The organism is Embleya sp. NPDC001921 (assembly GCF_053594475.1).
This window is the reverse complement of the sequence record NZ_JBSFEO010000061.1, coordinates 1-23,983: the sequence shown is the minus strand read 5'-3', so window position 1 is coordinate 23,983 and position 23,983 is coordinate 1. Positions and strand designations below refer to the sequence as shown.

25 protein-coding genes are annotated in these 23,983 nt (G+C 71.3%); 17 read left to right on the top strand and 8 right to left on the bottom strand.

All coding sequences use genetic code 11. The features are described from left to right. The first annotated feature begins 137 nt into the window (after positions 1–137). Entirely contained in the window at positions 138–992 is an 855-nt protein-coding gene (locus tag ACWCPW_RS44990; protein ID WP_449767426.1) for a Bax inhibitor-1/YccA family protein, read from the top strand. Positions 993–1,193: 201 nt separating this feature from the next. Here the strand turns inward: ACWCPW_RS44990 and ACWCPW_RS44985 are convergent, their stop codons facing one another. Continuing rightward, positions 1,194–1,427 carry a DUF4287 domain-containing protein gene (locus ACWCPW_RS44985; protein ID WP_395864142.1) on the bottom strand — a complete coding sequence of 78 codons (234 nt, stop codon included), beginning with the start codon at positions 1,425–1,427 and terminating at the stop codon, positions 1,194–1,196. 169 nt (positions 1,428–1,596) lie between these two features. Between ACWCPW_RS44985 and ACWCPW_RS44980 the strand changes: the two genes are divergently transcribed. Next, complete coding sequence (locus ACWCPW_RS44980) at positions 1,597–1,968, top strand: hypothetical protein (RefSeq protein WP_449767425.1); 372 nt, start codon at positions 1,597–1,599, stop codon at positions 1,966–1,968. Between the two features lie 81 nt (positions 1,969–2,049). Here ACWCPW_RS44980 and ACWCPW_RS44975 read toward each other — a convergent pair whose 3' ends face one another. The 3 genes from ACWCPW_RS44975 to ACWCPW_RS44965 form a co-directional block, all read right to left on the bottom strand. Further along, a complete protein-coding gene (locus ACWCPW_RS44975) occupies positions 2,050–2,652 on the bottom strand; it encodes a hypothetical protein (protein ID WP_449767424.1) in 603 nt (200 codons plus the stop codon). Between the two features lie 218 nt (positions 2,653–2,870). Continuing rightward, on the bottom strand, positions 2,871–4,091 hold the full coding sequence (locus ACWCPW_RS44970) for an acetyl-CoA C-acetyltransferase (protein ID WP_449767423.1): 1,221 nt from the start codon (positions 4,089–4,091) through the stop codon (positions 2,871–2,873). Positions 4,092–4,248: 157 nt separating this feature from the next. Next, entirely contained in the window at positions 4,249–5,340 is a 1,092-nt protein-coding gene (locus tag ACWCPW_RS44965; protein ID WP_449767422.1) for an SGNH/GDSL hydrolase family protein, read from the bottom strand. A gap of 256 nt (positions 5,341–5,596) precedes the next feature. Here ACWCPW_RS44965 and ACWCPW_RS44960 point away from each other — a divergent pair, with 256 nt between their 5' ends. The 5 genes from ACWCPW_RS44960 to ACWCPW_RS44940 all read left to right on the top strand — a co-directional run bounded on the left by ACWCPW_RS44960 (position 5,597) and on the right by ACWCPW_RS44940 (position 9,631). After that, complete coding sequence (locus ACWCPW_RS44960; protein ID WP_449767421.1) at positions 5,597–6,973, top strand: cystathionine beta-synthase; 1,377 nt, start codon at positions 5,597–5,599, stop codon at positions 6,971–6,973. 172 nt (positions 6,974–7,145) lie between these two features. Further along, complete coding sequence (locus tag ACWCPW_RS44955; RefSeq protein WP_449767420.1) at positions 7,146–7,709, top strand: N-acetyltransferase family protein; 564 nt, start codon at positions 7,146–7,148, stop codon at positions 7,707–7,709. A gap of 121 nt (positions 7,710–7,830) precedes the next feature. Beyond that, a complete protein-coding gene (locus ACWCPW_RS44950) occupies positions 7,831–8,460 on the top strand; it encodes a helix-turn-helix domain-containing protein (protein WP_449767419.1) in 630 nt (209 codons plus the stop codon). 301 nt (positions 8,461–8,761) lie between these two features. After that, entirely contained in the window at positions 8,762–9,082 is a 321-nt protein-coding gene (locus ACWCPW_RS44945) for a hypothetical protein (RefSeq protein ID WP_395864124.1), read from the top strand. A 306-nt stretch (positions 9,083–9,388) separates the two neighbouring features. Continuing rightward, positions 9,389–9,631 carry a chaplin gene (locus ACWCPW_RS44940; RefSeq protein WP_449767418.1) on the top strand — a complete coding sequence of 81 codons (243 nt, stop codon included), beginning with the start codon at positions 9,389–9,391 and terminating at the stop codon, positions 9,629–9,631. Between the two features lie 337 nt (positions 9,632–9,968). On the opposite strand, the gene ACWCPW_RS44935 is transcribed toward ACWCPW_RS44940, so the two are convergent. Further along, positions 9,969–10,739 (bottom strand): SDR family NAD(P)-dependent oxidoreductase, encoded by a 771-nt coding sequence (locus tag ACWCPW_RS44935; RefSeq protein ID WP_449767417.1) that lies wholly within the window; start codon positions 10,737–10,739, stop codon positions 9,969–9,971. 235 nt (positions 10,740–10,974) lie between these two features. Between ACWCPW_RS44935 and ACWCPW_RS44930 the strand changes: the two genes are divergently transcribed. After that, on the top strand, positions 10,975–11,466 hold the full coding sequence (locus ACWCPW_RS44930) for an Asp23/Gls24 family envelope stress response protein (protein WP_449767416.1): 492 nt from the start codon (positions 10,975–10,977) through the stop codon (positions 11,464–11,466). 103 nt (positions 11,467–11,569) lie between these two features. Here the strand turns inward: ACWCPW_RS44930 and ACWCPW_RS44925 are convergent, their stop codons facing one another. Beyond that, entirely contained in the window at positions 11,570–12,625 is a 1,056-nt protein-coding gene (locus ACWCPW_RS44925) for a hypothetical protein (protein ID WP_449767415.1), read from the bottom strand. Between the two features lie 216 nt (positions 12,626–12,841). Between ACWCPW_RS44925 and ACWCPW_RS44920 the strand changes: the two genes are divergently transcribed. The 7 genes from ACWCPW_RS44920 to add all read left to right on the top strand — a co-directional run bounded on the left by ACWCPW_RS44920 (position 12,842) and on the right by add (position 20,117). Beyond that, positions 12,842–13,726 (top strand): menaquinone biosynthetic enzyme MqnA/MqnD family protein, encoded by an 885-nt coding sequence (locus tag ACWCPW_RS44920; RefSeq protein WP_449767414.1) that lies wholly within the window; start codon positions 12,842–12,844, stop codon positions 13,724–13,726. Positions 13,727–13,808: 82 nt separating this feature from the next. Beyond that, positions 13,809–15,002: a cyclic dehypoxanthinyl futalosine synthase gene (gene mqnC / locus ACWCPW_RS44915; RefSeq protein ID WP_449767413.1), complete on the top strand. Its 1,194-nt coding sequence runs from the start codon at positions 13,809–13,811 to the stop codon at positions 15,000–15,002. Positions 15,003–15,025: 23 nt separating this feature from the next. Further along, positions 15,026–16,270, top strand: a complete 1,245-nt coding sequence (locus ACWCPW_RS44910) for an amidohydrolase family protein (RefSeq protein ID WP_449767412.1) — start codon at positions 15,026–15,028, stop codon at positions 16,268–16,270. 195 nt (positions 16,271–16,465) lie between these two features. Further along, the gene (locus ACWCPW_RS44905) at positions 16,466–16,639 is read left to right on the top strand and encodes a hypothetical protein (RefSeq protein ID WP_449767411.1); all 174 of its coding nucleotides are present in this window, start codon (positions 16,466–16,468) and stop codon (positions 16,637–16,639) included. A 117-nt stretch (positions 16,640–16,756) separates the two neighbouring features. Next, positions 16,757–17,455 (top strand): demethylmenaquinone methyltransferase, encoded by a 699-nt coding sequence (locus ACWCPW_RS44900; RefSeq protein ID WP_449767410.1) that lies wholly within the window; start codon positions 16,757–16,759, stop codon positions 17,453–17,455. A 160-nt stretch (positions 17,456–17,615) separates the two neighbouring features. Continuing rightward, complete coding sequence (locus tag ACWCPW_RS44895; protein WP_449767458.1) at positions 17,616–18,956, top strand: geranylgeranyl reductase family protein; 1,341 nt, start codon at positions 17,616–17,618, stop codon at positions 18,954–18,956. 132 nt (positions 18,957–19,088) lie between these two features. Further along, entirely contained in the window at positions 19,089–20,117 is a 1,029-nt protein-coding gene (add, locus tag ACWCPW_RS44890) for an adenosine deaminase (RefSeq protein ID WP_449767409.1), read from the top strand. A gap of 62 nt (positions 20,118–20,179) precedes the next feature. Here add and ACWCPW_RS44885 read toward each other — a convergent pair whose 3' ends face one another. Then, a complete protein-coding gene (locus ACWCPW_RS44885; protein WP_449767408.1) occupies positions 20,180–21,337 on the bottom strand; it encodes a hypothetical protein in 1,158 nt (385 codons plus the stop codon). Then, entirely contained in the window at positions 21,334–21,864 is a 531-nt protein-coding gene (locus tag ACWCPW_RS44880) for a SigE family RNA polymerase sigma factor (protein WP_449767407.1), read from the bottom strand. The genes ACWCPW_RS44885 and ACWCPW_RS44880 overlap by 4 nt, the downstream gene beginning before the upstream one ends. Before the next feature lie 208 nt (positions 21,865–22,072). Here ACWCPW_RS44880 and ACWCPW_RS44875 point away from each other — a divergent pair, with 208 nt between their 5' ends. After that, a complete protein-coding gene (locus ACWCPW_RS44875; RefSeq protein WP_078975830.1) occupies positions 22,073–22,396 on the top strand; it encodes a PadR family transcriptional regulator in 324 nt (107 codons plus the stop codon). Continuing rightward, positions 22,393–23,802, top strand: a complete 1,410-nt coding sequence (locus tag ACWCPW_RS44870) for an HAAS signaling domain-containing protein (RefSeq protein ID WP_449767406.1) — start codon at positions 22,393–22,395, stop codon at positions 23,800–23,802. Before ACWCPW_RS44875 ends, ACWCPW_RS44870 begins: the two co-directional genes overlap by 4 nt. Positions 23,803–23,983 lie beyond the last annotated feature (181 nt).

Here is a 23,983-nt window from a genome sequence, read left to right as displayed (position 1 = left end):
TTATGACCGGACAGTGACCACGGGCACAAATCGCGTGTCCGGCGACGTTGTAAGGGAAAGATGGAAGCCCCGAGCGTTTTACTCGGGGATTACTCTCTAAAGCCACGACCCCCACCCGGGGGCATGGAGGAGATGACATGAGGAGCAGCAACCCGGTGCTCACGCGGCGGGGGGCGTTCGAGACCGGCCGGCAGGAGCAGGCCGGTTACGGAGCGCCGCAGCCCGGGCCGCAGGGCGCCCCGTACGGTGGGCCGCAGCAGCCGCCGGTGCAGCCGATGACCCCCGAGCAGCTTCAGGAGATGTACCGGGCGCAGTCCGCCGGTCCGCTCCAGACCGGCCGGATGACCATCGACGACGTGGTCGCGCGTACCGCGATGACGTTGTTGACGGTCGTCGTCACCGGTGCGCTGTCGTGGGCCTTCCTGCCGTTCGAGAACTTCGGCTGGGCGGTCGGCGCCGCGCTCGCGGCGTTCGTCGTCGCGATGGTCGTGACCTTCAAGCGCGAGATCAGCCCGGCCCTGGTGCTGACCTACGCCGCGCTCGAGGGTGTGTTCCTGGGTGCGATCAGCCACGCGTTCGAGGAGCAGTACAGCGGCATCGTGATCCAGGCGGTGCTCGGCACGGCCTCGGTGTTCGTCGGTGTGCTGGTCGCGTACAAGTCCGGCTGGATCAAGGTGACGAGCCGCTACGTGCGGATCGGCATGGCGATCGCGATCGGCTTCGTGCTCCTCACCATCGTCAACCTGCTCGCGATCCTGATCGCCGGCGGCGACGGCCTCGGCCTGCGCAGCGGTCCGCTCGGCATCGTGATGGGCATCCTCGGCATCCTCATCGGCGCCTTCTTCCTCTCGCTCGACTTCAACGAGATCGAGCAGTTGGCCGCTCAGGGCGTTCCGGAGAAGGAGGCCTGGCGGGCCGCGTTCGGCCTGACCGTGACCCTCGTGTGGATCTACCTGGAGGTCCTGCGCCTGTTGTCGATCCTGCGGGACTGACACGGCGTCGCACGACGGCCCGTGATGCCCTCATGACGGTCCGACGTGCGGAGTGATCCCGAAGTGCGCAGTGGCGGTGCCCCCGAGAAGGGGCACCGCCACTTTCGCGTCTGCGGATGCGTGTGTGCGGAGGTGGAAGCGGTCAGCGTGGCAGGGGTCTTCGACGGCGGATCGACGGTGGGGCGGCTTCGGGGCGGGGGATCAGCTGACCCCGCCCGGCGCGTGCCGACGACGGTCGTGCTCGCGGACGATGGCGAGGGCGTGCCCGTGTCCGAGGTTGTGTTCGCCCTGGAGCCAGGAGACCCGGTCCTCGAACCGGGAGAAGGCCGGCCCGGCCTCGATTTCCCGGAACCAGTCGGGGAGTTCGCGGCCGGTGCAGGCGGGCACCCGGGCCACGAGGTTCCGGTGGGTCTCTTCGGAGAAGTGCAAGGACATAAGCGCCTCCGGTGAGCGTTCCGTTACCCGAGCGTGCATGACGGGCGAACGGTTGGCAAGCGGTCGAAGCCGACCCGCACGCGGTGTGCGCACTGGGTACGCTCCGGTTATGTCGTCCCGCATCCCCATCCCGCCGGTCGGGAAACCGTCCGCTTCCCTCACGGTTGACGTGGCCCCGTTCGTGAAGGAGGCCGGTGCGGTAGCCGACCGGCTGCGGCACCTGTCCGAGGCCCGGTTGAAGGCGCCGCTGACCGCCCGTCAGGAGACCTCGCCGACCCGGGCCGGCGCGGCGCTCGCCCTGGCCCAGTGCCTGGCCGATCTGGCGGCCGCGGTCGAGGGCGAGCCGCTGCGCGAGATCCCGGATCTGGGGGTGTTCACGGTCGGCGACCAGGTGGCGGTCACCTCCGGCGATCTGGCCTCGGCGCTGGGGCTGTTGGCCGAGGAGCACGCGCTGATCCTGCAGGACGGCGAGGCCACGACGGCCGCCGACGTGGTGCGTCGGGCGCGGGAGATGGTGCGGGAGTTGTCGGCGGCGATCTGAGCGGGTGCGGGTCGTGCGATGTGCGGCTGGCGCGGGTGCGGGTCGTGCGATGTGCGGGCCGTGCGGCGCGGGGCGGTCCGGTTACGCCGGCGGCCGTACGTACAGGCGGTCGGCCAGCGCGTACGTGGTGTCCTCGTCCAGGCCGAAGGTCAGTGCCCAGCCGCCGCCGACCTCGCAGGTGCCGAGCAGGCGTACCGGTCGGCCGAGCGACAGCGCGACGTCGATCAGTGAGGCCGCCTCCGGGTCGCCGGGCATCACCACCAGCGAACTGCCGTCGGCGAAGTCGAGCACGTCCAGGCCGCCCGCGCCGCCGGGCGAGCCGGTGCGCACCCGGGTGATCGGGGTGGCGCCGGCGATCAGGCCGGTCAGGTAGCCGCCGGTGAGGTGGGTGGGCAGCAGCGGGGTCAGGTTCTCCGACGGGTGCGGGCGCCGCCCGCTCGTGTGGTCGGCGGGCGGGTCGCGGTACGCGCTCTCGTCCGCGAACTCGTCGCGCCCGGGCCCGGGGACGGTCAGCGGTGGTCGCTCGGCGTCCCGGCTGCGGAAGAGGTGGTCGACGAACGCCTGGTCCCAGATCTCCGCTGCCGCGCGGGCGCGGTGTCGTCGGCACAGTCGGCGCACGAGGGTGGTCACCGCGACGGCGCACGCGGCGGTGATCAGGACGGGGACGATGTAGGCGTTCGACATGGCAAGATCCGCAACCCTTGGCCGGCCCGAGGAACAGCTTCCCTTCCAGGGTCGCGCTGCGGGCCGGTTGTCGCCAGAGCGTGACGTCCCGACCCGAGGGGGCCTTGGGCTGTTCCGCGTGGGTGACGGCGCCGCACGGCCCGCCCGGGGTGTCCCGGACGGGCCGCACGGCATGCGTCGCACGTGCCGGGCGCGACGGGCGCGACCGGCGTGCCGGGTCAGCTCAGGCGCTCGAGCACCATCGCCATGCCCATGCCGCCGCCGACGCACATGGTCTCCAGGCCCCACTGCTTGTCGTGCCACTGCAGCGAGTTGATCAGTGTGCTGGTGATCCGCGCGCCGGTCATCCCGAACGGGTGGCCGATCGCGATCGCGCCGCCGTTGACGTTGACCTTGTCCACGTCGAAGCCCAGGTCGCGGTAGGAGGGGATGACCTGCGCGGCGAACGCCTCGTTGATCTCCACCAGGTCGATGTCGGCCGAGGTCAGGCCGGCCCGGGCCATCGCGATCCGGGACGCCTCGACCGGGCCGTAGCCCATGATCTCGGGGGACAGGCCGGACACGGCGGTGGAGACGATCCGGGCGAGCGGGGTCAGGCCCAACTCGCGCGCCTTGGTGTCGGACATCACGATGACCGCAGCGGCGCCGTCGTTGAGCGGGCACGCGTTGCCCGCGGTGACCGTGCCGTCCGGGCGGAAGACCGGCTTGAGCCCGGAGATGCCCTCCAGCGTGGTGCCCGCCCGCGGGCCGTCGTCCTTGGTCACCACGGTGCCGTCGGCGAGGGTGACCGGGGTGATGTCCCTGGCCCAGAAGCCGTCGGCGATCGCCTGCTCGGTGCGGTTCTGCGAGCGCACCGCGAACTCGTCCTGCTCGGCCCGGGAGATGCCCTTGTGCTGGGCCAGGTTCTCGGCGGTGAAGCCCATCCCGATGTACACGTCCGGGAGCAGGCCCTGCTCGCGCGGGTCGGTCCAGGTCGAGCCCTTCTCCACGGTCTCGGTGGTGCGGGTCGCGGCCTCGGCGAAGAGCGGGTTCCTGGTGTCCGGGATCGAGTCGCTGCTGCCCTTGCCCCGGGTGCTGGTGACCATCTCGACGCCGGCCGAGATGTACGCGTCGCCCTCGCCCGCCCGGATCGCGTGCATCGCCATCCGGGTGGTCTGCAGCGACGAGGAGCAGTAGCGGGTGATGGTGGTTCCGGGCAGGTGGTCGTAGCCGAGCATGACCGCGACGTTGCGACCCATGTTGAAGCCCTGCTCGCCACCGGGCAGGCCGCAGCCGAGCATCAGGTCGTCGATGTCCTTGGGGTCCAGCGCCGGGACCTTGTCCAGGGCGGCTCGGACCATGAGCGCGGTCAGGTCGTCCGACCGCAGGTCCTTCAGGGAACCCTTGAAGGCGCGACCGATGGGGGAGCGGGCGGTGGCGACGATGACTGCTTCGGGCATCGGGACTCCTTGGTGGTCTTCGCGGCCGTCGGTACGAGGACCCCGCGGGGACTCTCGTCGTCACGGAAGCGCAACTGACGCTTGAAGTTACTGCCTGGTAGTCAAAAGTGGGAGAGGCGGATCGTGCGACCTGCCCCACGCCATAACTGACGACCAGTCAGATTTCTTCGGTCAGATTACCCCGGGCGTCCTCGAACGGGGTCGGCGCAGTCGGTGCGATTTCACCATCGCCCTCGGCGGCGGCCTCGGCTTCGGCCTCCGGGTCCACCGTCGCGGGGATGGGGATCTGCCGGCGACGCCGATGCCGCAGCAGCGCCCACCGGCCGCGCGGGCCGCGTTCGCGACCGCCGACGTCGGTACCGGTCACCTCGGTGCCGCCCTCGGCGGCGGCCTCGATCGCGGCCTGCGCGATCGGCAGCACACCCTCGCCGCGGAAGCTGTCCGGGCTCACCTCGTCCAGCGGCCACAGGTCCAACGCGGCGCACAGCGAGGGCAACGAGGCCATCGCGGCGGTCGCGTAGCCCTCCACCGAGGGATGGAAGCGGTCCGGGCCGAACATCACCTTGGGCCGGGCCAGGAACTCGGGACCCAGCAGCGAGCCGAGCGAGACGGTACGCCCGCCCGCCTCGACCACGGCGATGGTCTGCGCGGCGGCCAGATTGCGGCTCCACTGCCGGGCCAGGTAGCGCAGCGGCTGCGCGATCGGCTCGATCGTGCCCAGGTCGGGACACGTGGCCACGACCACCTCGACGCCGGAGGCGATCAGTCGACGGGTGGCCTGTTCGAGGTGGCGCACCGACTCCGCCGGGCGCATCCGGTGGGTGACGTCGTTCGCGCCGATCATGATCATCGCGACGTCGAGCTCGTGCCGGAGCGCGAGGGTGACCTGACGCTCCAGGTCCGAGGACTGGGCGCCGGAGAGCGCGACGTTGACCAGCCGTACCGGCACCTCGGCGACCGCCGCCAGGCCGGAGGCGAGCAACGCGCCGGGGGTCTGCATCGGATCCTCGACGCCGAGGCCGGCGGCGGTGGAGTCGCCGATCACCGCGAACGTGATCGGTTCGCCCGGCAGATCGCCGTATATCCCGTCGGCGGTCGGCGGTTCGCCGTCGGGTTCGCCCACGGTGCGCCGGGCCATCTTCGCCTCGGTGTACAACACCGCGAACATCGCCCCGGTCAGCACGCCCACACCGCCACCGCCGAAGGCCGCCGCGGCGGCCACCCGGCGGGCCATGCGCGTACGCATCATCGCCGGACCCCGTGACCGGCCGTCGTGTACAAGACCTCGGGCTCCTCCCCGTCGCGCACTCCAAGCCGACCCTAACCGACCGTCAGGTGCGTGGGCGGGTAGCAGGGGGCGCGGTGGGGCGTGCGGCGTGGGCGTGAGCCGTGTGCGCTGTGTCGTGTCCGGCGCGATGGCGGCGACTAGGCTGGGAGAAGTTAGCGCAATGTGAGGATTTTGGGCCATCCGGCCCCGGCTGATGCGCACTCATGGCGGAGGTTCCGTGCGGTACCACGAATCCATGCTCGACCTGATCGGGGACACCCCCCTCGTCAAGCTCAACTCCGTTACCTCGGGGTTGTCGGCGACGGTGCTGGCGAAGGTCGAGTACTTCAACCCCGGCGGTTCGGTCAAGGACCGGATCGCCGTGCGGATGATCGACGCGGCCGAACAGTCGGGCGCGCTGCGTCCCGGCGGCACGATCGTCGAACCCACCTCCGGCAACACCGGGGTCGGGCTGGCGATGGTCGCGCAGCGGCGCGGATACAAGTGCGTGTTCGTCTGCCCGGACAAGGTCAGCATGGACAAGATCAACGTCATGCGCGCCTATGGGGCCGAGGTGGTGGTCTGCCCGACGGCGGTCGACCCCGAGCACCCCGACTCGTACTACAACGTCTCGGACCGCCTGGTGCGCGAGACGCCCGGCGCGTGGAAGCCCGACCAGTACTCCAACCCGCAGAACCCGGAGTCGCACTACCTCTCCACGGGTCCCGAACTGTGGGAGCAGACCGACGGTCGGATCACCTGCTTCGTGGCCGGCGTCGGCACCGGCGGCACCATCTCCGGGACCGGGCGCTTCCTCAAGGAGGTCTCGAACGGCGGCGTGCGCGTGGTGGGCGCCGACCCGGAGGGCTCGGTGTACTCGGGCGGCTCCGGTCGGCCGTACCTGGTCGAGGGCGTCGGTGAGGACTTCTGGCCGACCGCGTACGACAGCGCGGTGCCGGACGAGATCATCGCGGTGTCCGACCGGGACTCGTTCCTGATGACGCGTCGGCTCGCCCGCGAGGAGGGCCTGCTGGTCGGCGGCTCGTGCGGGATGGCGGTGGTCGCGGCGCTGCGCGCGGCCGAGCGGCTCGGGCCGGACGACGTGGTCGTGGTGCTGCTGCCCGACTCCGGGCGCGGCTACCTCAGCAAGATCTTCAACGACGAGTGGATGGCCGACTACGGCTTCCTGGACGCGGACCCGAACGAGGCCACCGTGGCCGACATCCTGGCCCGCAAGCAGGGCGACCTGCCCGCGTTGGTGCACGTGCATCCGGAGGAAAGCGTCGGCGACTCGATCGCGATCCTGCGCGAGTTCGGGGTCAGCCAGATGCCGGTGGTCAAGCCGGGCGCCGGCCACCCGGACGTGATGGCCGCCGAGGTGGTCGGCTCGATCGCCGAGCGCGACCTGCTGGACGCGCTGGTGTCCGGCCGGGCCGCCACGGGCGACCCGCTGGAGAAGTTCATGTCGGCGCCGCTGCCGGTGGTCGGCTCCGGCGAGCCCATCGCCCGGCTCGCACGGGTGCTGGAGCGGGCCGACGCGGCGCTGGTGCTGGTGCACGGCAAGCCGCAGGGTGTGGTCACCCGGCAGGACCTGCTCGGCCACCTGGCGGGCTAGTCCCGCTCACGGCGCGGGCCGCCGTGTTTCGCCACCGGGGCGGCGACGTCATCGGATCGGTTCGCTCCGGACACGCCCACGTAGTCGATGCGTAACACCGCCTCGACACCGTGGGGTTCGACGGGGAACGGACCACGAGGGGACCGCTCCGGTGGCGAGAGGCGGTAGGGACATGACGGCGATTTCGGTGCGGGGCCGGGCCCGGCTCACCATGGTGAGCCGGGTCGGCGCGGGCGAGTGGCCGTCGCACGTACGGGTGCGGCCGGCCCGCGCGCAGGACGCCGCGCGGGTGCGCGCGATGCACGAGCGGTGCTCCCCGGAGACCCGTCGATTGCGCTACTTCACGTCGGCACCCCGGTTGCCCGAGAGCGCGCTGGTTCGGCTGCTGGTGCCGGAGCACGGGGTGAGCCTGGTGGCGGTCGCGCCCGACGGTGCGATCGGGGCGTTGGCCACCCTCTTCCACCCGGCGCACGAACCGGTCGCCGAAGTGGCCTTGCTGGTCGAGGACGGCTGGCAGCGGCACGGGCTCGGCACCGCGCTGTTGGGCTCGCTGGTCGAGCACGCGGCCGTGCGCGGGGTGAGCAAGGTGCGCGCGCACGTGTTGCCGTGGAATCGGCGGATGCTCGCCCTGTTCGATCGGGCCGGGCTGGTCAGCCGGCGCGGCTACGAGGACGGCGTGGTGCTCGTGGAGGCCGACGTGCCGCCGGGGGTGCTCGCTTCGGACCGCTGCGCCTGACGCGACCTACAGAGGATGAAATTTGCCCTGTTTGTCTGATTCGAGGTCTGATGGAGCGGGAAAAGTTGCCTCTCGGGCAAGTTAATTGCCCCATTGGTCAGCGCCTGCCTAGCCTCGAAGCATGGTCGCCACCCCAAGCTACGACATGGACGAGCCGGAACCGGCATCCGCCGAGGCGGTACCGACCGGGCTCGGCGAGCGGTTGCGCGCGGCCCGCCGGGCGAACGGCTTCAAGCTCGACGAGGCCGCGCGGCTGACCAGGCTCTCCGTCGCCTATCTCTCCCGGCTCGAACACGAGCGCCGCCAGCCGTCGCTGCCCGCGCTGTTGACCCTGGCCCGGGCCTACAACACCACGGTCTCCGAACTGCTCGGCGAGGACAGTGCCTCGGCCGAGCCGGTGGTCCGGGCCCGCGCGGCCGAACCGGTCGAGGCGCACGGCTGGACCTATTGGCGCGTGGGCAGCCCGCGGCGCGGCATGCAGGCCCTGCGGGTGCGGGTGCCGGCGGGGCGCGCGGACGGACCGGCGCGGGTGCATCCGGGCGAGGAATGGCTGTACGTGCTCAGCGGCCAGCTCCGGTTGACCCTGGACGGGGCCACCCACCTGCTCGCGCCCGGCGATGTGGCGCACTTCGATTCCGGGCTCGCGCATCGGATGGAGTCGGCCGACGCGTATCTGTCCGTCGAGTTCCTGATGGTCCACGCGGCGCCCGCGTTGGTGGCGTTCTCGCCGTGTCTGCCGGCCCATGTGTGAGCGGCGCGCGGGTGTGCGTGGCGCGCGTGTCCGCGTACTTGTCGATGTTCGATCGGTGTCCGATCGGTGTCCGAGCCCGGTGTCCGAGCCCGATGTCCGAGCGCGCCCATGTCCGAGGAGTTCGTGATGGAGAGTGAGAAGAGCCGGGCGGCCGGGATGTGGATCCGGATCGCGATCTACATCCTGGGATTCTCCGTGGTGTTCGGGGCGCTGATGTTCACCGCGGTGACCTACGGCCACCGCTGAGCGTGCGGCGCGTCCTCACGCCGACGGCCGGGCGCGGGCCCGTAGGCTCGCGCTCATGGACAACGCGACTTCCTCCGACTCCACGACCCGCTACATCCGGCTCAACCTCGAAATCGTGCTTGAGGTCACCGACGCCGACGCGCTGCGTGCCGCGGCGCTGGACAGCGTCAAGGCGGACGAGGAGCTGTCGCCCGGTGACCGGGCGGACGCGACCGCCGCGATCGAGAGCGACCTGGCCGAGTCCGTCTCGTACCTGATCGACCCGTTCAGCCTCGTTGAGGACATCGCCGGTACCGAACTGAGCGAGGCCGGCTGGCAGTCCGAGGGCGCCGAGTACCTGCCCGAGGACGACGACGAGGACGACGAGGACGCCTGACGTCCCGTCGGCTCGTGGCCTCGCCGCCGCTCGGGCGCGGCCACGATGCCCGCAGACCGTACGCAGATCCGATCGTCCCCCCGCGCCCCGCGAAGCGTCCGCTCCGCGGGGCGCTGACCGTTTCGGGGTGCGGTGCCGCGGTGCCGCGGTGGTGCGCCCGCGCCTGTCACCGGCGTACGGAGCGAGCATTCGTCCACGGAGGGGTGAATCGGCGGCCAACCGGACGGCGGGGCGTTGCCCATTGTCGTGGCCTTCGTTGTCCCACGTGCCGCATCCGTTCGTGCGGCACTGTGACATGGAGGAATAATGAACACGGTCAAGAAGGCGGCCTTCATCACCGTCGCCGCCGGCGGCATTCTCGCCGCGGGCATGGGTGCTGCCAACGCCGGCTCCGAGGCGGATGGCGCTGCGGTCGGCTCGCCGGGTGTCGCCTCGGGCAACAACATCCAGGTGCCGGTGCATGTTCCGGTCAACGTGTGTGGCAACAGCGTCAACTTGGTCGGCCTGGTGAACCCGGCGTTCGGGAACGTTTGCATCAACCACGGCTGAACATTTGCACTTTCGGTGGGCGCTGTACGGGGCAACCGGTCCCGGGACGGCGCCCTCTGGCGTTTGGGTTGGCCTCAAGTGCCGGCCGGGCCGTTTCGCCTCAAGCGCTGGCGGGGCTGATTGGCCTCAAGTGCCGGCCGGGCTGTTTCGCCTCAAGCGCCAGCGGGGCTGATTGGCCTCAAGTGCCGGCCGGGCTGTTTCGCCTCAAGCGCCGGCGGGGCTGATTGGCCTCAAGTGCCGGCCAGGCTGATTGGCCTCAAGCGCCGGCCGGGCTGGTTGGCCTCGCGCGCCGGCCGGGCCCGGTGTGGCCCGGCCGGTGGTTGAGGTTGGGAGGTGTTCAGGCGTGTGTGCCGCCGTCTATGCGGAGGGATGTGCCGGTGACGAATTTGCCGTCGTCGGAGGCCAGGGCGGCGATCATGCCGGCTATGACGTCGGGGGAGGCCATGCCTTCGCCGATGATGGGCATCAGTTTGGCGAAGAGTTCCCAGTCGGCGTCGTCGGGGACCTGGTTCGGGGTGTCGTCGACTATGCCGCTGGAGATGCTGCCGGGGGCGACGTTGACCGCGCGCAGGCCCTGGCGGCTGTATTCGAGGGCGATCGCGTGGGTGAAGGCGTCGATCGCGCCCTTGCTGGCCGCGTAGGCCGCCATGTACGGGTGGGCGAAGCTCGCCGAGGTCGAGCTGAAGTTGATGATCACGCCGTTGCCGGTTTCCAGGAGCGGGGGCAGCGCGGCGCGGGTCATCAGGAAGGTGCCCGTCAGGTTGACGGTGATGATCCGGTTCCACTTTTCGAGGGGGAACGTGTGGGTGTGTCCCGCGCGCAGGATCCCCGCCGCGTTGACCAGGACGTCCAAGCCGCCGAGGCGCTCGACCACCTCGGCCACGCCGGTGCCGACCGCGTCCTCGTCCGACACGTCCAGCACGCTCGTGCTCAGCCGGGCCTCCACGCCCTTCTCCGCCGCCATCGCGCGGGTCTTCTCCAGCCCGTCGGCGTTGACGTCCGCCGCGTGTACCGTGCCCGCCTCGCTCAGCAGCCGCAGCACCGTGGCCTGGCCGATGCCCGAGCCGCCACCGGTGACGATGATGCGCCGATCCTGGAACCGCTCCACAGTGTTTTCCTCCTTGGACGGGGTGTACGGGTCCCATCACAAGCTGTTCGTACGCGCGGGAGCAAGCCTCCTGAACGGTTGGCGGGACGTGAAATGAAACATGTTCCACCGTGGCCGCACGGCCGATCGGATTAATTCGCCCGGATTGCGTGACGAACCGATCGGGAAGGGGTCACACCTCATGTGAAGGGGAGCCCCCACCCCTCACGAAGCGGCGAAAGACGAGGTTCCAGCCATGGCAGACTCACCCGCCCGCACACCGGAGAAGACCCAGACCCGCCCGGAACGGGCGGAGCGGCCACAGACCGGCTCCGGACACCTCACCGAGGTGACCGCGCTGGCCACGGATCGGGGGCGGACCTCGATCGCGGACGGGGTGGTGGCCAAGGTCGCCGGGTTGGCGGCACGCGAGATCCCGGGGGTGTACGCGCTCGGCAGCGGCGTCTCGCGGGCGTTCGCCGCGATGCGCAAGGCGGTACCCGGCGGTCGTCCCGACGTCGCGCGCGGGGTCGGCGTCGAGGTCGGCGAGAAGCAGTGCGCGGTCGACCTGAGCCTGGTGGTCGAGTACGGCGCGCCGATCGCGGAGGTCGCGGCGGCGGTGCGCGAGCACGTGATCGAGTCGATCGAGCGGATGACCGGCCTCGAAGTGGTCGAGGTGGACATCTCCGTGGACGACATCCACATCGAGCAGGACGACGACGACACGTCCTCGCGCAACCTGGCCTGAGTCCCGGGCGCGCGGCCCTCGGGCCGCGCCGTCCCGGTGCGCGGGGAAAGGGCGGGCCCGGATCGCACCGGGCCCGCCCTTTCCCCGCGTTCGCGCCGTGCGGTCAGCGCCGCCGGCCGCGCGTGCCCAGCCCGACCGCGCCCACCACGATCGCCACGATCGAGGCCGCGAGCACCGACCACGCCATCGTGGTCAGCGAGTCGGTGAACACGCTGTAGATCGCCTCGATGCCGTCCCGGTTCAGGGTGTTCCGGGCGGCCAGCTCGTCGGCGACCGGGCCGCTCGCGGCGGAGACCAGGATCAGCAGCAGGCCGCTGGTGACCAACAGGCCGACACCGGTCATCACCAGCGCGCGGAACCGGTTCACCGCGACCACCAGGCCGACCACCAGCAGGACCAGGGCCAGGATCGGCAGCCACCTGCCCGCGTCGTCCACGGCCTGGAGCGCGTCCCGGCTCTGCTCGGCCTCGGACGCGTGCGGCAGTTCGGCCAGGTCGATCGGGATGGTGGTCGGCAGACCCGCCTTCGACACCGGGATCCCGGACTTGTTGAGCTGCGCGACGATCGCGTCGAGCGGGCTCTTGAGGTTGACCACGACCTTGTCGCCGTCGGAGGTGACGTTCTTGCCGTCCCGGCCCAGCAGGGAGGACATCACGACGTCGTGCGCGGTGGCGATGCCGTCCTTCCAGATCGCCTTGAACGCGGGCTTGCCGATCTCCTCGGTCACCGCGGTCCGCACCACATCGCGCGGGACCTGGCCGCGCACGGTCGACGGGAGCTGCTTCATCACCTCGTCGGTCATCAGCCGGGCGACCTCGGTGCGGATCGCCGACTCGTCGATCAGCGCCACCGCGTTGTCGGTGAACCCCTGCTCGGAGACCACCTCCCAGCGCAGCCACAGCGCGGACAGCGCCGGGATCGTCAGCAGCACCGCCAGCACCAGGCTGAGACCGGCGACGGTGCCGCGCAGCGCGCCGTACGCGGGCCGCGAGGGCTGCCCCGGCGGCGGGCCGTGGGGGCCGCCCCCGCCGCCGGGGCCACCGGGTCGGTACGGACCGCCCGGATCGTACGGCGGTGGGGCGGGCGTGGCCGCATAGGGCGGGGGCGGGGGCGGGTAGCCGCCACCCTGGCCCGGATACGAGCCCGGGGACGAGTGCATCGCGCTTCCTCCGTCGTCGTGTTCGGACCGCCGTGGAATCGGCCCGGCATTCGAGAGTCTCACCCACGTGCCGCTGCCACTGCCGCGCGCCCGGTGTTGTGCCTGTTCGGTGACACGGGCGGGGCGGCACGGGGAGCCCCCGGTGGCGCGGGAGTGTTCGGTGACGCGGTCCGGGTCGGTACCGGAGATCCGCGCACCCGGGCATAGCCTGCTCGGATGGACAGTGTGGACAACGCGCCGCAGGCCGGCCGCCGGCGACCCCGGGTAGGCCATATCCAGTACCTCAACTGCCTGCCCATCTACTGGGGCCTGGCCCGCACGGGCTCGTTGGTGGACCTGGACCTCACCAAGGACACCCCGGACAACCTCAACGACGCCCTCGTGCGCGGCGACCTCGACATCGCTCCGATCAGCGTGGTCGAGTTCCTGCGGCACGCGGACGACCTGGTGGTGCTCCCGGACATCGCGGTGGCCGCCGACGGACCGGTGATGTCGGTCATGCTGGTCAGCCAGGTGCCGGTGGAGCAGTTGGACGGGGCGCGGGTGGCGCTCGGTTCGCAGAGCCGTACCGGGGTCCGGCTGGCCCGGCTGCTGCTGGAGGAGAAGTACGGCGTGCGGCCGAAGTTCTTCACCTCGGCGCCCGACCTCGGCCTGATGATGCAGGAGGCGGAGGCCGCGGTGGTGATCGGCGACGTCGCGCTGCGCGCGACGCTGTACGACGCGCCGCGACTGGGTCTGCTGGTCTACGACCTCGCGTACGAGTGGAAGCAATGGACCGGACTGCCGTTCGTGTTCGCGGTGTGGGCCGCGCGTAGGGAGTTCCTGGCCGCGCATCCGGCCGAGGTGCACGCGGTGCACCGGGCCTTCCTGGAGTCCCGCGACCTGTGCATGCAGGAGGTGGACAAGGTCTGCGAGCACGTGGCCCGGTGGGAGGCGTTCGACGCGGCCACCCTGGAGCGCTACTACACCGAGGCGCTGGACTACTCGCTCGGCGAGCGCCACCTGGCGGGGATCGCCGAGTTCGCCCGCCGGACCGCGCACGACACCGGATATCCGGCCGACGTGCGGGTGACCCTGCTCGACGCCCCGCCGACGTCGTGAGCGGGCCGGATAGGCTCGTTCACGAGCATTTGTTCCACTGGCATTCGTTCCACTCGTATTCGTTCCATGCGGAGGCTTCCCCGTGAGCAGCGATCTCCAGCCGGTCCTGGACCGGGCCGCCACCGGTGGGCGGATCACGCCCGACGAGGCACTCGCCCTGTACGTCCACGCGCCGCTGCACGCGCTCGGCCGGGCAGCCGACGCCGCGCGGCGCCTGCGCTACGCGGACACCGTCGACATCGCGACGTACATCATCGAGCGCAACATCAACTACACGAACGTGTGCGTCACCGCGTGCAAGTTCTGCGCGTTCTACGCCCCGCCCAAGAGCGAGAAGGGCTGGGTCCGCGAGATCGACGACATCCTGCGCCGGTGCGCGGAGACGGTCGAACTCGGCGGCACCCAGATCATGTTCCAGGGCGGGCACCACCCGGACTTCGGCGTCGAGTACTACGAGCGCTCGTTCGCCGCGATCAAGGCCGAGTTCCCGCAACTGGTGATCCACTCGCTCGGCGCGTCCGAGGTCGCGCACATGGCCAAGGTCTCCGGGGTGGGCATCGAGGAGGCCATCACCCGGATCCACGCCGCGGGCCTGGACTCGTTCGCGGGCGCCGGCGCGGAACTGCTCCCGGAGCGGCCGCGCAAGGCGATCGCGCCGCTCAAGGAGTCCGGCGAGCGCTGGCTGGAGATCATGGAGACCGCGCACGGTCTGGGCGTGGAGTCGACCTCGACGATGCTGATGGGCACCGGCGAGACCAACGCCGAGCGGATCGAGCACCTGCGGATGATCCGCGACGTGCAGGACCGCACGGGCGGCTTCCGGGCCTTCATCCCGTACACCTACCAGCCGGAGAACAACCACCTGAAGGGGCAGACGCAGGCCACCCTGCTCGAATACCTGCGCCTGATCGCGGTCGCCCGGCTGTTCCTGCACAACGTCGCGCACATCCAGGGCTCGTGGCTGACCACGGGCAAGGAGGCCGGCCAGCTCACCCTGCACTACGGCGCGGACGACCTGGGCTCGGTGATGCTGGAGGAGAACGTGGTCTCCTCCGCCGGCGCCAAGCACCGCTCCAACCGGATGGAGCTGCTGCACCTGATCCGCGCCGCCGGCCGGATCCCCGCCCAGCGCGACACCACCTACAACCACCTGATCGTGCACGACGACCCGGCGAACGACCCGGTCGACGACAAGGTCGTCTCGCACTTCTCCTCCACCGCCCTCGACGGCGGCGGCACCGCCCGCCCCCTGCTCAAGGTCGTCGACGCGCGCTGAGACCGGCTTGCGATGATGGGCGCATGTCGTTGACCTTGCATGTCGCGCCCGTTGTCCTGTCGATGGTCGACGCGGAGCCCATCCGCGACGGGGCCGTGCTCGTGGAGGACGGCCGGATCGTCGCGGTGGGTCCGCGGCGGGAGTTGGCGTCGGCGGGAGCGCGGGAGCGGGTGTGGCGGGGCGTGCTCATGCCGGGGCTGGTGAACGCGCACGCGCATCTGCAGTACACCGATTTCGGGGATCTCGCGTTGTCCGGGCTGGCGTTTCCGGAGTGGATTCGCACGCTGACCGCACGGCGGGCCGACTTCTCCGAGGTGATGTGGCAGGAGAGCGCGCGGCGCGGGGTGCATCACATGTTGCGGTCGGGGACGACGGCGGCGGCGGATGTGGTCACCGATCCCTGTGTGTTGGTGCCGGTGGGGCGGTCGGGGCTGCGCGGGATCAGCTACGTCGAGGTGATCGCGGACGACGCGATGTGGACGGGCGGGCGGCGCGCGGCCTTCCTGGAGACGTTGGACGGGGCGAGTGGCGGGCGCGCGTTGGGGATCTCGCCGCACACGCCGTTCACGGTCGGCACCTCGGTGTTCGAGGAGTGTGTGGCGATCGCGCGCGAGCGTGGTCTGCGGCTGCACCCGCACCTGGCGGAGACCGCGCACGAGGCGGAGTTCATCCGACACGGCACCGGCCGGTTCGCGGACATGAACCGGGCGATCGGGATGGCCCTGGAACTGCTCGACGGCGGCAGCGGCGGCGGCCCGGCGGCCTACCTGGACGGGTTCGCCGGCCTGGGCCCGGACGTGCACGTCGCGCACGGGGTGCACCTGGCCGGCGAGGATCGTGCGCTGCTGCGCGAACAGGGCACCGCCGTCGCGCTGTGCGTGCGCTCCAACGCGATCCTGGACGCGGGTGAGCCGCCCGTCGCCGACTACCTGGCCGAGGGCGCGCCGATCGCGCTGGGCACCGACTCGCTCGCCTCCTCGCCGTCCCTGGACATGTGGGAGGAGGCGGCGGCGGTCCGGGAACTGGCGGTCCGTCAGGGATATCGCGCGGACGACCTGGACCGGCGCCTGGTCGAGGCGGTCACGATCGGCGGTGCGGCGGCGATGGGTGGTCTGGACGGGGCGGGCACGCTGCGCCCGGGAAAACTCGCCGACCTCGCGGTGTTCGACGTGCCGACGGAAGGTGATCCGTACGCCGCGCTGGTCGCGCGCGGGGCGGGGTCGTGTGTGGCCACGGTGCTCGGCGGGCGGCTCGTGCACCGGCGCTGAGCCGCTTCGCGGTGCCCCGGCGTGCCGGGACGCCGGCGCCCGGCGGGTGGGTGCGTGGCGGGTGGCGCACGAGTGTTTCCGAGAAGTCGCGCATGGTCGGGCGGTCCCCGGGCAGGCGCCTGGTCGGAACGAGACGGTTCCATACAAGGCACTTTCCGACCCGGGCGCTGCCTGCTCGGGATGAGGAGGCACACCATGTCCGTCGGTACCCGCATCCGTTCCATCGTCCATGCCGTGACCCCCCGTCGCAGGGGCCGACGCAGCGGCCGCGGCGGTGGCGGCATAGGCATCGGCGCCCGCATCGGCCGCGTCGGTGGCGGCGTCGGCGCCAACAAGCGCGGTGTGGGCGGCGGCGTCGGCCGCCGGTGACGCCGACACATCGTCACGACGAAATCACCGGGCGGGTCGCGTGCTCCACGCGGCCCGCCCGGTGCGTCGCGTGGCCCCAGGGCATCGGGGTCGTTCCCGGCGCGAGATGATGACTGGGTGACTCGAGCATCCCTGGACAAGCAACCGCGTGAAGTCGCGTCGATGTTCGACGCGGTCGCGGCGCGCTACGACCTGACCAACACCGTGCTGTCCATGGGCCAGGACCGGTCCTGGCGCAAGGCCGTGGCCCGGGCCGTGGACGCCCGGCCGGGAGAGCGGGTGCTCGACCTCGCGGCCGGCACCGGTACCTCCTCGCTGCCCTTCCGGGACGCGGGCGCGGACGTGGTGCCGTGCGACTTCTCGGTGGGCATGCTGCGCGAGGGCAAGCGCAAGCACCCCGAGCTGCCCTTCACCGCGGGCGACGCGACCAGGCTCCCGTTCAAGGACGCCACGTTCGACGCGGTGACCATCTCGTTCGGCCTGCGCAACGTCGAGGACACCGAGGGCGCGCTGCGCGAGATGTTGCGGGTGACCCGGCCGGGCGGCCGGCTGGTGGTGTGCGAGTTCAGCCGACCCACCTGGCGTCCGTTCGAGACGGTGTACGTGGAGTACCTGATGCGCGCGCTGCCGCCGGTGGCCACCGCGGTCAGCAGCAATCCGGACGCGTACGTGTACCTGGCCGAGTCGATCCGCGCGTGGCCCGACCAGGCGGGTCTCGCGGCGCTGATCGGCGGGGCCGGGTGGGTGAACCCGGCCTGGCGCAACCTCACCGGCGGCGTGGTCGCGCTGCACCGGGGCTTTCGACCGTCCGAGTGACCCGCCGGTTCGGTCCTGTGCCCGTGCGGGTGAGCGCGGGCCGGCGTCGCCTCCCGTACGGGTGGGCACCGGCCGCTCCCGCACCCGGCGAGTGGCCACAGGCCGGCCCGCCGCCCGCTCCTCATAGACTTGTCCGGCCGGAACCGTCCCGGTTTCGGTACTGCCGCAGAGACTTCCAGGGGAGTCGTCCGTGACCGACGCAGCGCCCGTCACAACCACCAAGCGCGCCGACTCGACGCATGAGGCCGACGTCATCGTGGTCGGGGCCGGTCCGGCCGGATCGACCACGGCGTACCACCTGGCCAAGTCCGGCGTCAGCGTGATCCTGCTGGAGAAGACCGAGTTCCCCCGGGAGAAGGTCTGCGGCGACGGGCTCACCCCGCGCGCCACCAAGCAGCTCATCGCGATGGGTGTGGACACCTCGGTCGAGGCCGGTTGGCTGCCGAACAAGGGTCTGCGGATCCTCGGCGGCGGCATGCGCCTGGAGCTGGACTGGCCGGATCTGGCCAGCTACCCCGCGCACGGTCTGGTCCGCAAGCGGGCCGACTTCGACGAGATCCTGGCCCGCCAGGCGGCGTCCGCCGGCGCCAAGCTGTACGAGCGCGCGAACGTCACCGGCCCGATCCTGGACGATCGCACCGGCCGCATCGTGGGCGTCAACGTGCGGATGAACGGGTCGAAGGAGGAGACCGTCTTCCGCGCGCCGATCGTGGTCGCCGCCGACGGCAACTCGACCCGGCTCTCCCTCGCGATGGGCCTGCACCGCCGCGAGGACCGTCCGATGGGCGTCGCGGTGCGCACCTACTTCAAGTCCCCGCGCAGCGACGACGACTACCTCGAATCGTGGTTGGAGCTGTGGGACCGCCGCGACGGCCAGGAGAAGCTGCTGCCCGGCTACGGCTGGGTGTTCGGCATGGGCGACGGCACCTCGAACGTGGGCCTGGGCCTGCTGAACACCTCGGCCGCGTTCAAGGACATCGACTACCGCGACCTGCTCAAGGGCTGGGTCTCGGGGATGCCCGAGGAGTGGGGCTACACCGACGAGAACCAGGAGGGCCCGATCCGCGGCGCCGCCCTCCCGATGGGCTTCAACCGTCAACCGCACTACACCAAGGGCCTGTTGCTGGTCGGCGACGCGGGCGGGATGGTCAACCCGTTCAACGGCGAGGGCATCGCCTACGCGATGGAGTCGGGCGAGATCGCGGCCCAGGTGATCACCCAGGCGGTGGCCCGGCTCACCCCCGAGGGACGCGAGCGCGCGCTGCACGACTACCCGCGCATCCTCAAGCAGACCTACGGCGGCTACTACACGCTGGGTCGGGTGTTCGTGAAGCTGATCGGCGACCCGAGGGTGATGAACTTCGCGACCAAGCACGGTCTGCCGCACCCGATGCTGATGCGGTTCGTGCTCAAGATGCTGGCCAACCTGACCGACCCGCGCGGCGGCGACGCGATGGACCGGATCATCAACGGCATGGTGCGGATCGCGCCCGCGGCGTGACGCGCGCGGTGCGGGCGTGCCGCGCGGGTGGTCCGCGCGCAGCCCGTGCGTGACGCGCGTGTAGTGCGTGCGTAGTGGTGGTGTGCTTGGCTCGGCGGCGCACCATCACTACGACTCCGGAGGACTGCTCCCATGCAAGACGCCCGCGACATGCGCGACTTCATCGCCGGACTGCCCAAGTGCGAGTTGCATCTGCACATCGAGGGCACACTGGAGCCCGAGCTGAAGTTCACGCTGGCCGAGCGCAACGGGATCGAGCTGCCGTACTCCTCGGTCGAGGAGATGCGCGCCTCGTATCGGTTCGACAGCCTCGCGTCGTTCCTCACCGTGTACTACGAGGGCATGCGGGTCCTGGTGCACGAGCCGGACTTCCACGACCTCGCGATGGCGTATCTGCGCAAGGCCGCCGCGCAGAACGTGCGGTACGTGGAGATGTTCTTCGACCCGCAGGCGCACACCGGTCGCGGGGTGCCGTTCGACGTGGTGGTGCGCGGGCTGACCCGGGCGATCGGCGACGCCCGGCGCGAGCTGGGCATCCGGGCCCAGTTGATCATGTGCTTCCTGCGCGACTTCCAGGCCGAGTACGCGATGGCCACCCTGGTGCAGTCGCTGGCGTACCGGGAGTGGATCGTGGGGATCGGGCTCGACTCGGACGAGCGCGGCAATCCGCCGGCCAAGTTCGCCGCCGTGTACGCGCGGGCACGGGCCGAGGGCTACCGGTTGACCATGCACTGCGACGTCGACCAGGAGAACAGCGTCGAGCACATCCGGCAGGCGATCGAGGACATCGGCGTGGACCGGATCGACCACGGCTCGAACGCGCTGGAGGACGCCAAGCTGGTCGCGGCGATCAAGGAGCGCGGGCTCGGACTGACCGTGTGCCCGGTCTCGAACTCCTTCGTGGTGGACGGCATCAAGGGCGCGGAGATCCGGCGGATGCTGGACGAGGACATCCTGGTCACGATCAACTCGGACGACCCCGCCTACATGGACGCGTACGTACTGGAGAACCTCGAGCGCACCCAGGCCGACCTGGGGCTGTCGCGGGCCGAGGTGGCGCGGTTCGAGTACAACGCGTTCGCGATCTCGTGGTTGCCGGAGGATGTGCGGGACGGGTACGTCGCGGAGTTGGACGCGTATCTGGCGACGGCCGGGGACTGACTCCGACGGTGGGCCGAACTCCCTTGCGCATTGCGGGAGTTCGGCCCATCGAGGGGTCCTGCTCAGGGCAGCGGCGGGACCCAGGTGTCGGGCGCGGCGCAGTTTCCGAAGGTCGCCGACTCCAACATCTTTCGCAGGAGCGGATAGGGCGCCAGCCTGTTGTCGGTGACGGTGATCAGCACCTCGCAGCCGTTCACCCTGGCGACCAGGACCGCCCCGTTCTCCGGCGGGCTCACGAAGGTCTGACGCGTGGTGAAGTACCAGGTGTCATGGCCCGCGATCACCTCGGGCGGACCGGTCTGCGCGACCCGGCCCAGGTGGCCGCTGTCCGAGGCCATGAACTGCACGCGCATGGCCCCCTGTTCGGTCAGACCCAACAGGCTGCTTCGCTTGAGCACCGGATTCGTGGCGGCGCCGAAGACCAGGACCGAGTTCGACTCCTTCGGCGTGTGCGTGGACGAGCCGCCGTAGTCGAGGCGGAGGGTGTCGGGCACGTAGCCGAGGCGGTACGGCGCCTTGGTGCCGGCGGGCCTGAGCCGGACCGCCTCGGCCAGCCGCAGCAGTTCGGCTCGATTCCCGGCGTCGGAGACGACGACCCAGCGGCCGGACGGCTCGCGCCAGGCGACCACCGGGCCCCGCACGTCCGTGCGTTCGAGGAACTTCGGCCCACGGAGCGCGTCGGGGCTCATTGCCGGGGCGGGCCCGTTCTCCGGTCCCGTGTGGTTGGCGAGCGGATCGATCAGGTAGTTCTCGACGTAGCGGGCCGGGTGCCCCTGTACGGTCACCGCCTCGCCGGCCTCCAGCGCCGCCACGTCGACATCGGCCGGGGCGTAGACGCCGACGTCACCGCCCCAGCCCGTGGCCCGCTCGTTCCTCGACCGGATGTTGGCCAGCGCCGTGGTGCCGGAGAAGCCCTGCGTCAGGGCGAAGAGGCCCTCGCTCCCGTCGACGTCGATCGTCACCTCGGGGGGCTTCGCCGCGGGTGGTACGGGTGCCTTCGTCGCGGCGGACGACCCGCGCCGCGCGTCGTCGCGGGCGAGCACGGTCGGGGCCGCGGCGCCGACGGCGACGACGGCGGCCACACCCATCGCGGCGGCGGTCAGTCGCCGCCGGCGGACCCGGCGGGCCCCGGTGTACGCGGCCTCGACCAGGCCGTCGGCGGAAGGGGCGAGACGCTCGTGGCGGGTGAGCGTGTCTTCGAGATCTCGGATGTCGGTCACGCCGGCTCTCCTTGGTGCAGCGGGGGCAACGGGGATGTTCGGGGTACTTCCACGGTCAGTTCCACGCGCAGGGTCGCCAGGGCCCGGGACGCGTAGCCGCGCACGGTCCCCGGTCGGCAATCCAGCGTCTCGGCGATCTCGTCGTCGGAGAGCCCCTCGTAGTAGCGCAGGACCAGGACGGCGCGTTGTTGGCGAGGCAGGCCGATCAGGCGCCGCCACAGGTCGTCGCCGACGTCCGCGGCGGCGTGGTCGGGCGTGTGCGGGGCGTCCGGCCCCTCCAGCGCGTCGTGGGTCAGCGCCACCGTGCGGACCGCCCTGCGCCGCCGCAGGGACAGGAATTCGTTGGTGACCATGGTGCGGACGTAGGCGTCCGGCCGATCCATGGCGCCGATGCGTTTCCAGCGCACCAGGGCCTTGATCAGCGCGTCCTGGACGAGGTCCCGCGCCAGTTCCCGGTCTCCGCACAGCAGTGCGGCATAACGCAGCAGGGCCGGCAGTCGGGCCGCCGCGAAATCCTCGAACCGCATTTCGCTCGTCTCCTTGATCGACCGTCCCGGGTCCGCCGTCGCGGTTCGACGGCGTTGCTCGCACGGTCCTGGTTTCGAAGGCCTTCGCCACTACAAACGCGAGGCCGGCCCGATCTGCTGTGCGGGGCCGCGTACGGCGTGGGGCAATCCTGTCGACCACTACTGTGCATTGCGTGGTACCGTGCAACGCATAAGAGCTGGAGGCGTCATGGATCCGAGTCAGTTGCTCAAGGGAGTGCTCGACCTCGCGGTGCTCGCCGTGCTGCGTGAGGAGGACGGCTACGGCTACGACGTGCTGCGCAGGCTGCGCAAGGCCGGTCTCGACGACGTCGGCGACGCCTCGGTCTACGGCACGCTGCGCCGGCTGTACAACGCCGGCCTCCTCACGTCCTACGTGGTGGCGAGCGACGAAGGACCGAACCGCAAGTACTACGCGCTGAACGAGCCGGGCCGACAGCGGTTCCGGGAGTCCACCGACACATGGAACTCGTTCGCCCGGACGATGTCGGAACTGGTGGGGGAGACCCGATGAAGGACACCGCACTGCACCCCGTCGCGGCCGACTACCGCGCCGAGGTGGCCCGCATTCTGGCCGACCTGCCGGTCACCGAGGCAGAGGAGATCCTGGACGACGTCGAGGTGAACCTGAGCGAGGTGCTCGCCGAACTCGACGACACGGTCACCGCCGAATCGCTGCGCGCCCGGCTCGGCACGCCGCACGAGTACGCGGCCGAACTGCGCGCGGCGGCCGGGTACCCACCGCTGCGCCCGGCGGGCGAAGGCGGGCTGCGGCGCGTGGGCAGGGCCGAACTGCTGCTCGGCGGCCTGCTGTTCGCCCTGGTCGCGGCGTTCGCGGTCGGCATCGGGCTCGGCGGCGAGGGCGGCACGCAGGAACGGTGGTGGGTCTTTCCATGCCTCGCGGGCCTGGCTGTGGAGGCGGTGAACGCGCTGTGGCTGCGCGGGCGGGCACCGGGACTGCCCGAGGTCGCCGCGCTGTCCGTCACCCGTCGGGCGAGGGCTCTCGGGGAGTCCTTGCGCACGGGGCGCTGGGCCGAGCCCGTGCGCTTCCTGGTCGGTCTGCAAAGCGCGTGGTGGGTCGCCCGCGCTCTGGTGATCGGCGTGCTCGCCGGGGTGCTCGCCGACAGTACGTGGTGGGGCGTGGCCGGCGGCGTCGCGGCCCTGGTCTTCTCGCTGTGGTTGGCGCCGCGCGCGCGGCAGGACCGCCGACTGCTGTGGATGGCGGTGCCGTTCAACGCCCTGGTACTCGGGGCAGCGGTCGGCGTGGTGGGATCGGGACAACTCGCGCACGAGGACACCGGTATGGACAACGTGAGCTACACCGGACCGCAGTCCCCGTACTACGGGGGTGACGACGGCGACGGCGGCAGGATCCTGACCACACAGTACGGGCGGCCCCTGGAGAACATCTATCCGTTCGACGCGCAGGGCCGTCCGCTCACCGATGTGCTGCTCTTCGACCAGGACGGCAAGCAACTCGGGCTCAACGCACGGGAGTACGCCTGCGCGCAGGGGGCGCAGCCGCCGGTACGGGATCGGCAGATCCTGCCCTTCCCGCAACCCCGCGTCGTGTACGGGCCGAACGGCGGCTGCCGTGTCGAGGAGGGCGCCGCGCCGTTCACGATCGCCATTCCGATCCGCCCGGGTCAGGACGCCGGGCCGAACCCGGGGACGAGGTCGACGACACCGCCGTCGACGGTGCCCGGAACACAACCGCCGCAGGGTGTTCCGTCGGTGGGCGGCTCGGGGGCGCCGAGCGCGGTGAATCCGCCCGGCTCGGCGAACCCGGGGAACCCGGGGAACCACGGGAACCCGACGACCCCGGTGAATCCGACGACCCCGCCGGTGCCGCCGAACTCCGCGCCCCCCGAAGCCCCGCCGGGTTCGAGGGCGGCCGCGTCCGCCGGACCCGGGAGCTGAACCTCGGGACCCGGGCCCCGACCCGGGTCCCGAGGCCGGTGGCCGGTGGTGGCCGACCGGTCGGCGTCCGGAGGGCGGCGCCGCCCCCCCCGGTGGGGGGGGGGGGCCGTTCGGCGTTTCCGAGTTGTCGACCTGACCCAGAAGCCCACCAGGACCCGCCAACAGGCCCCTCCTCTTCAGA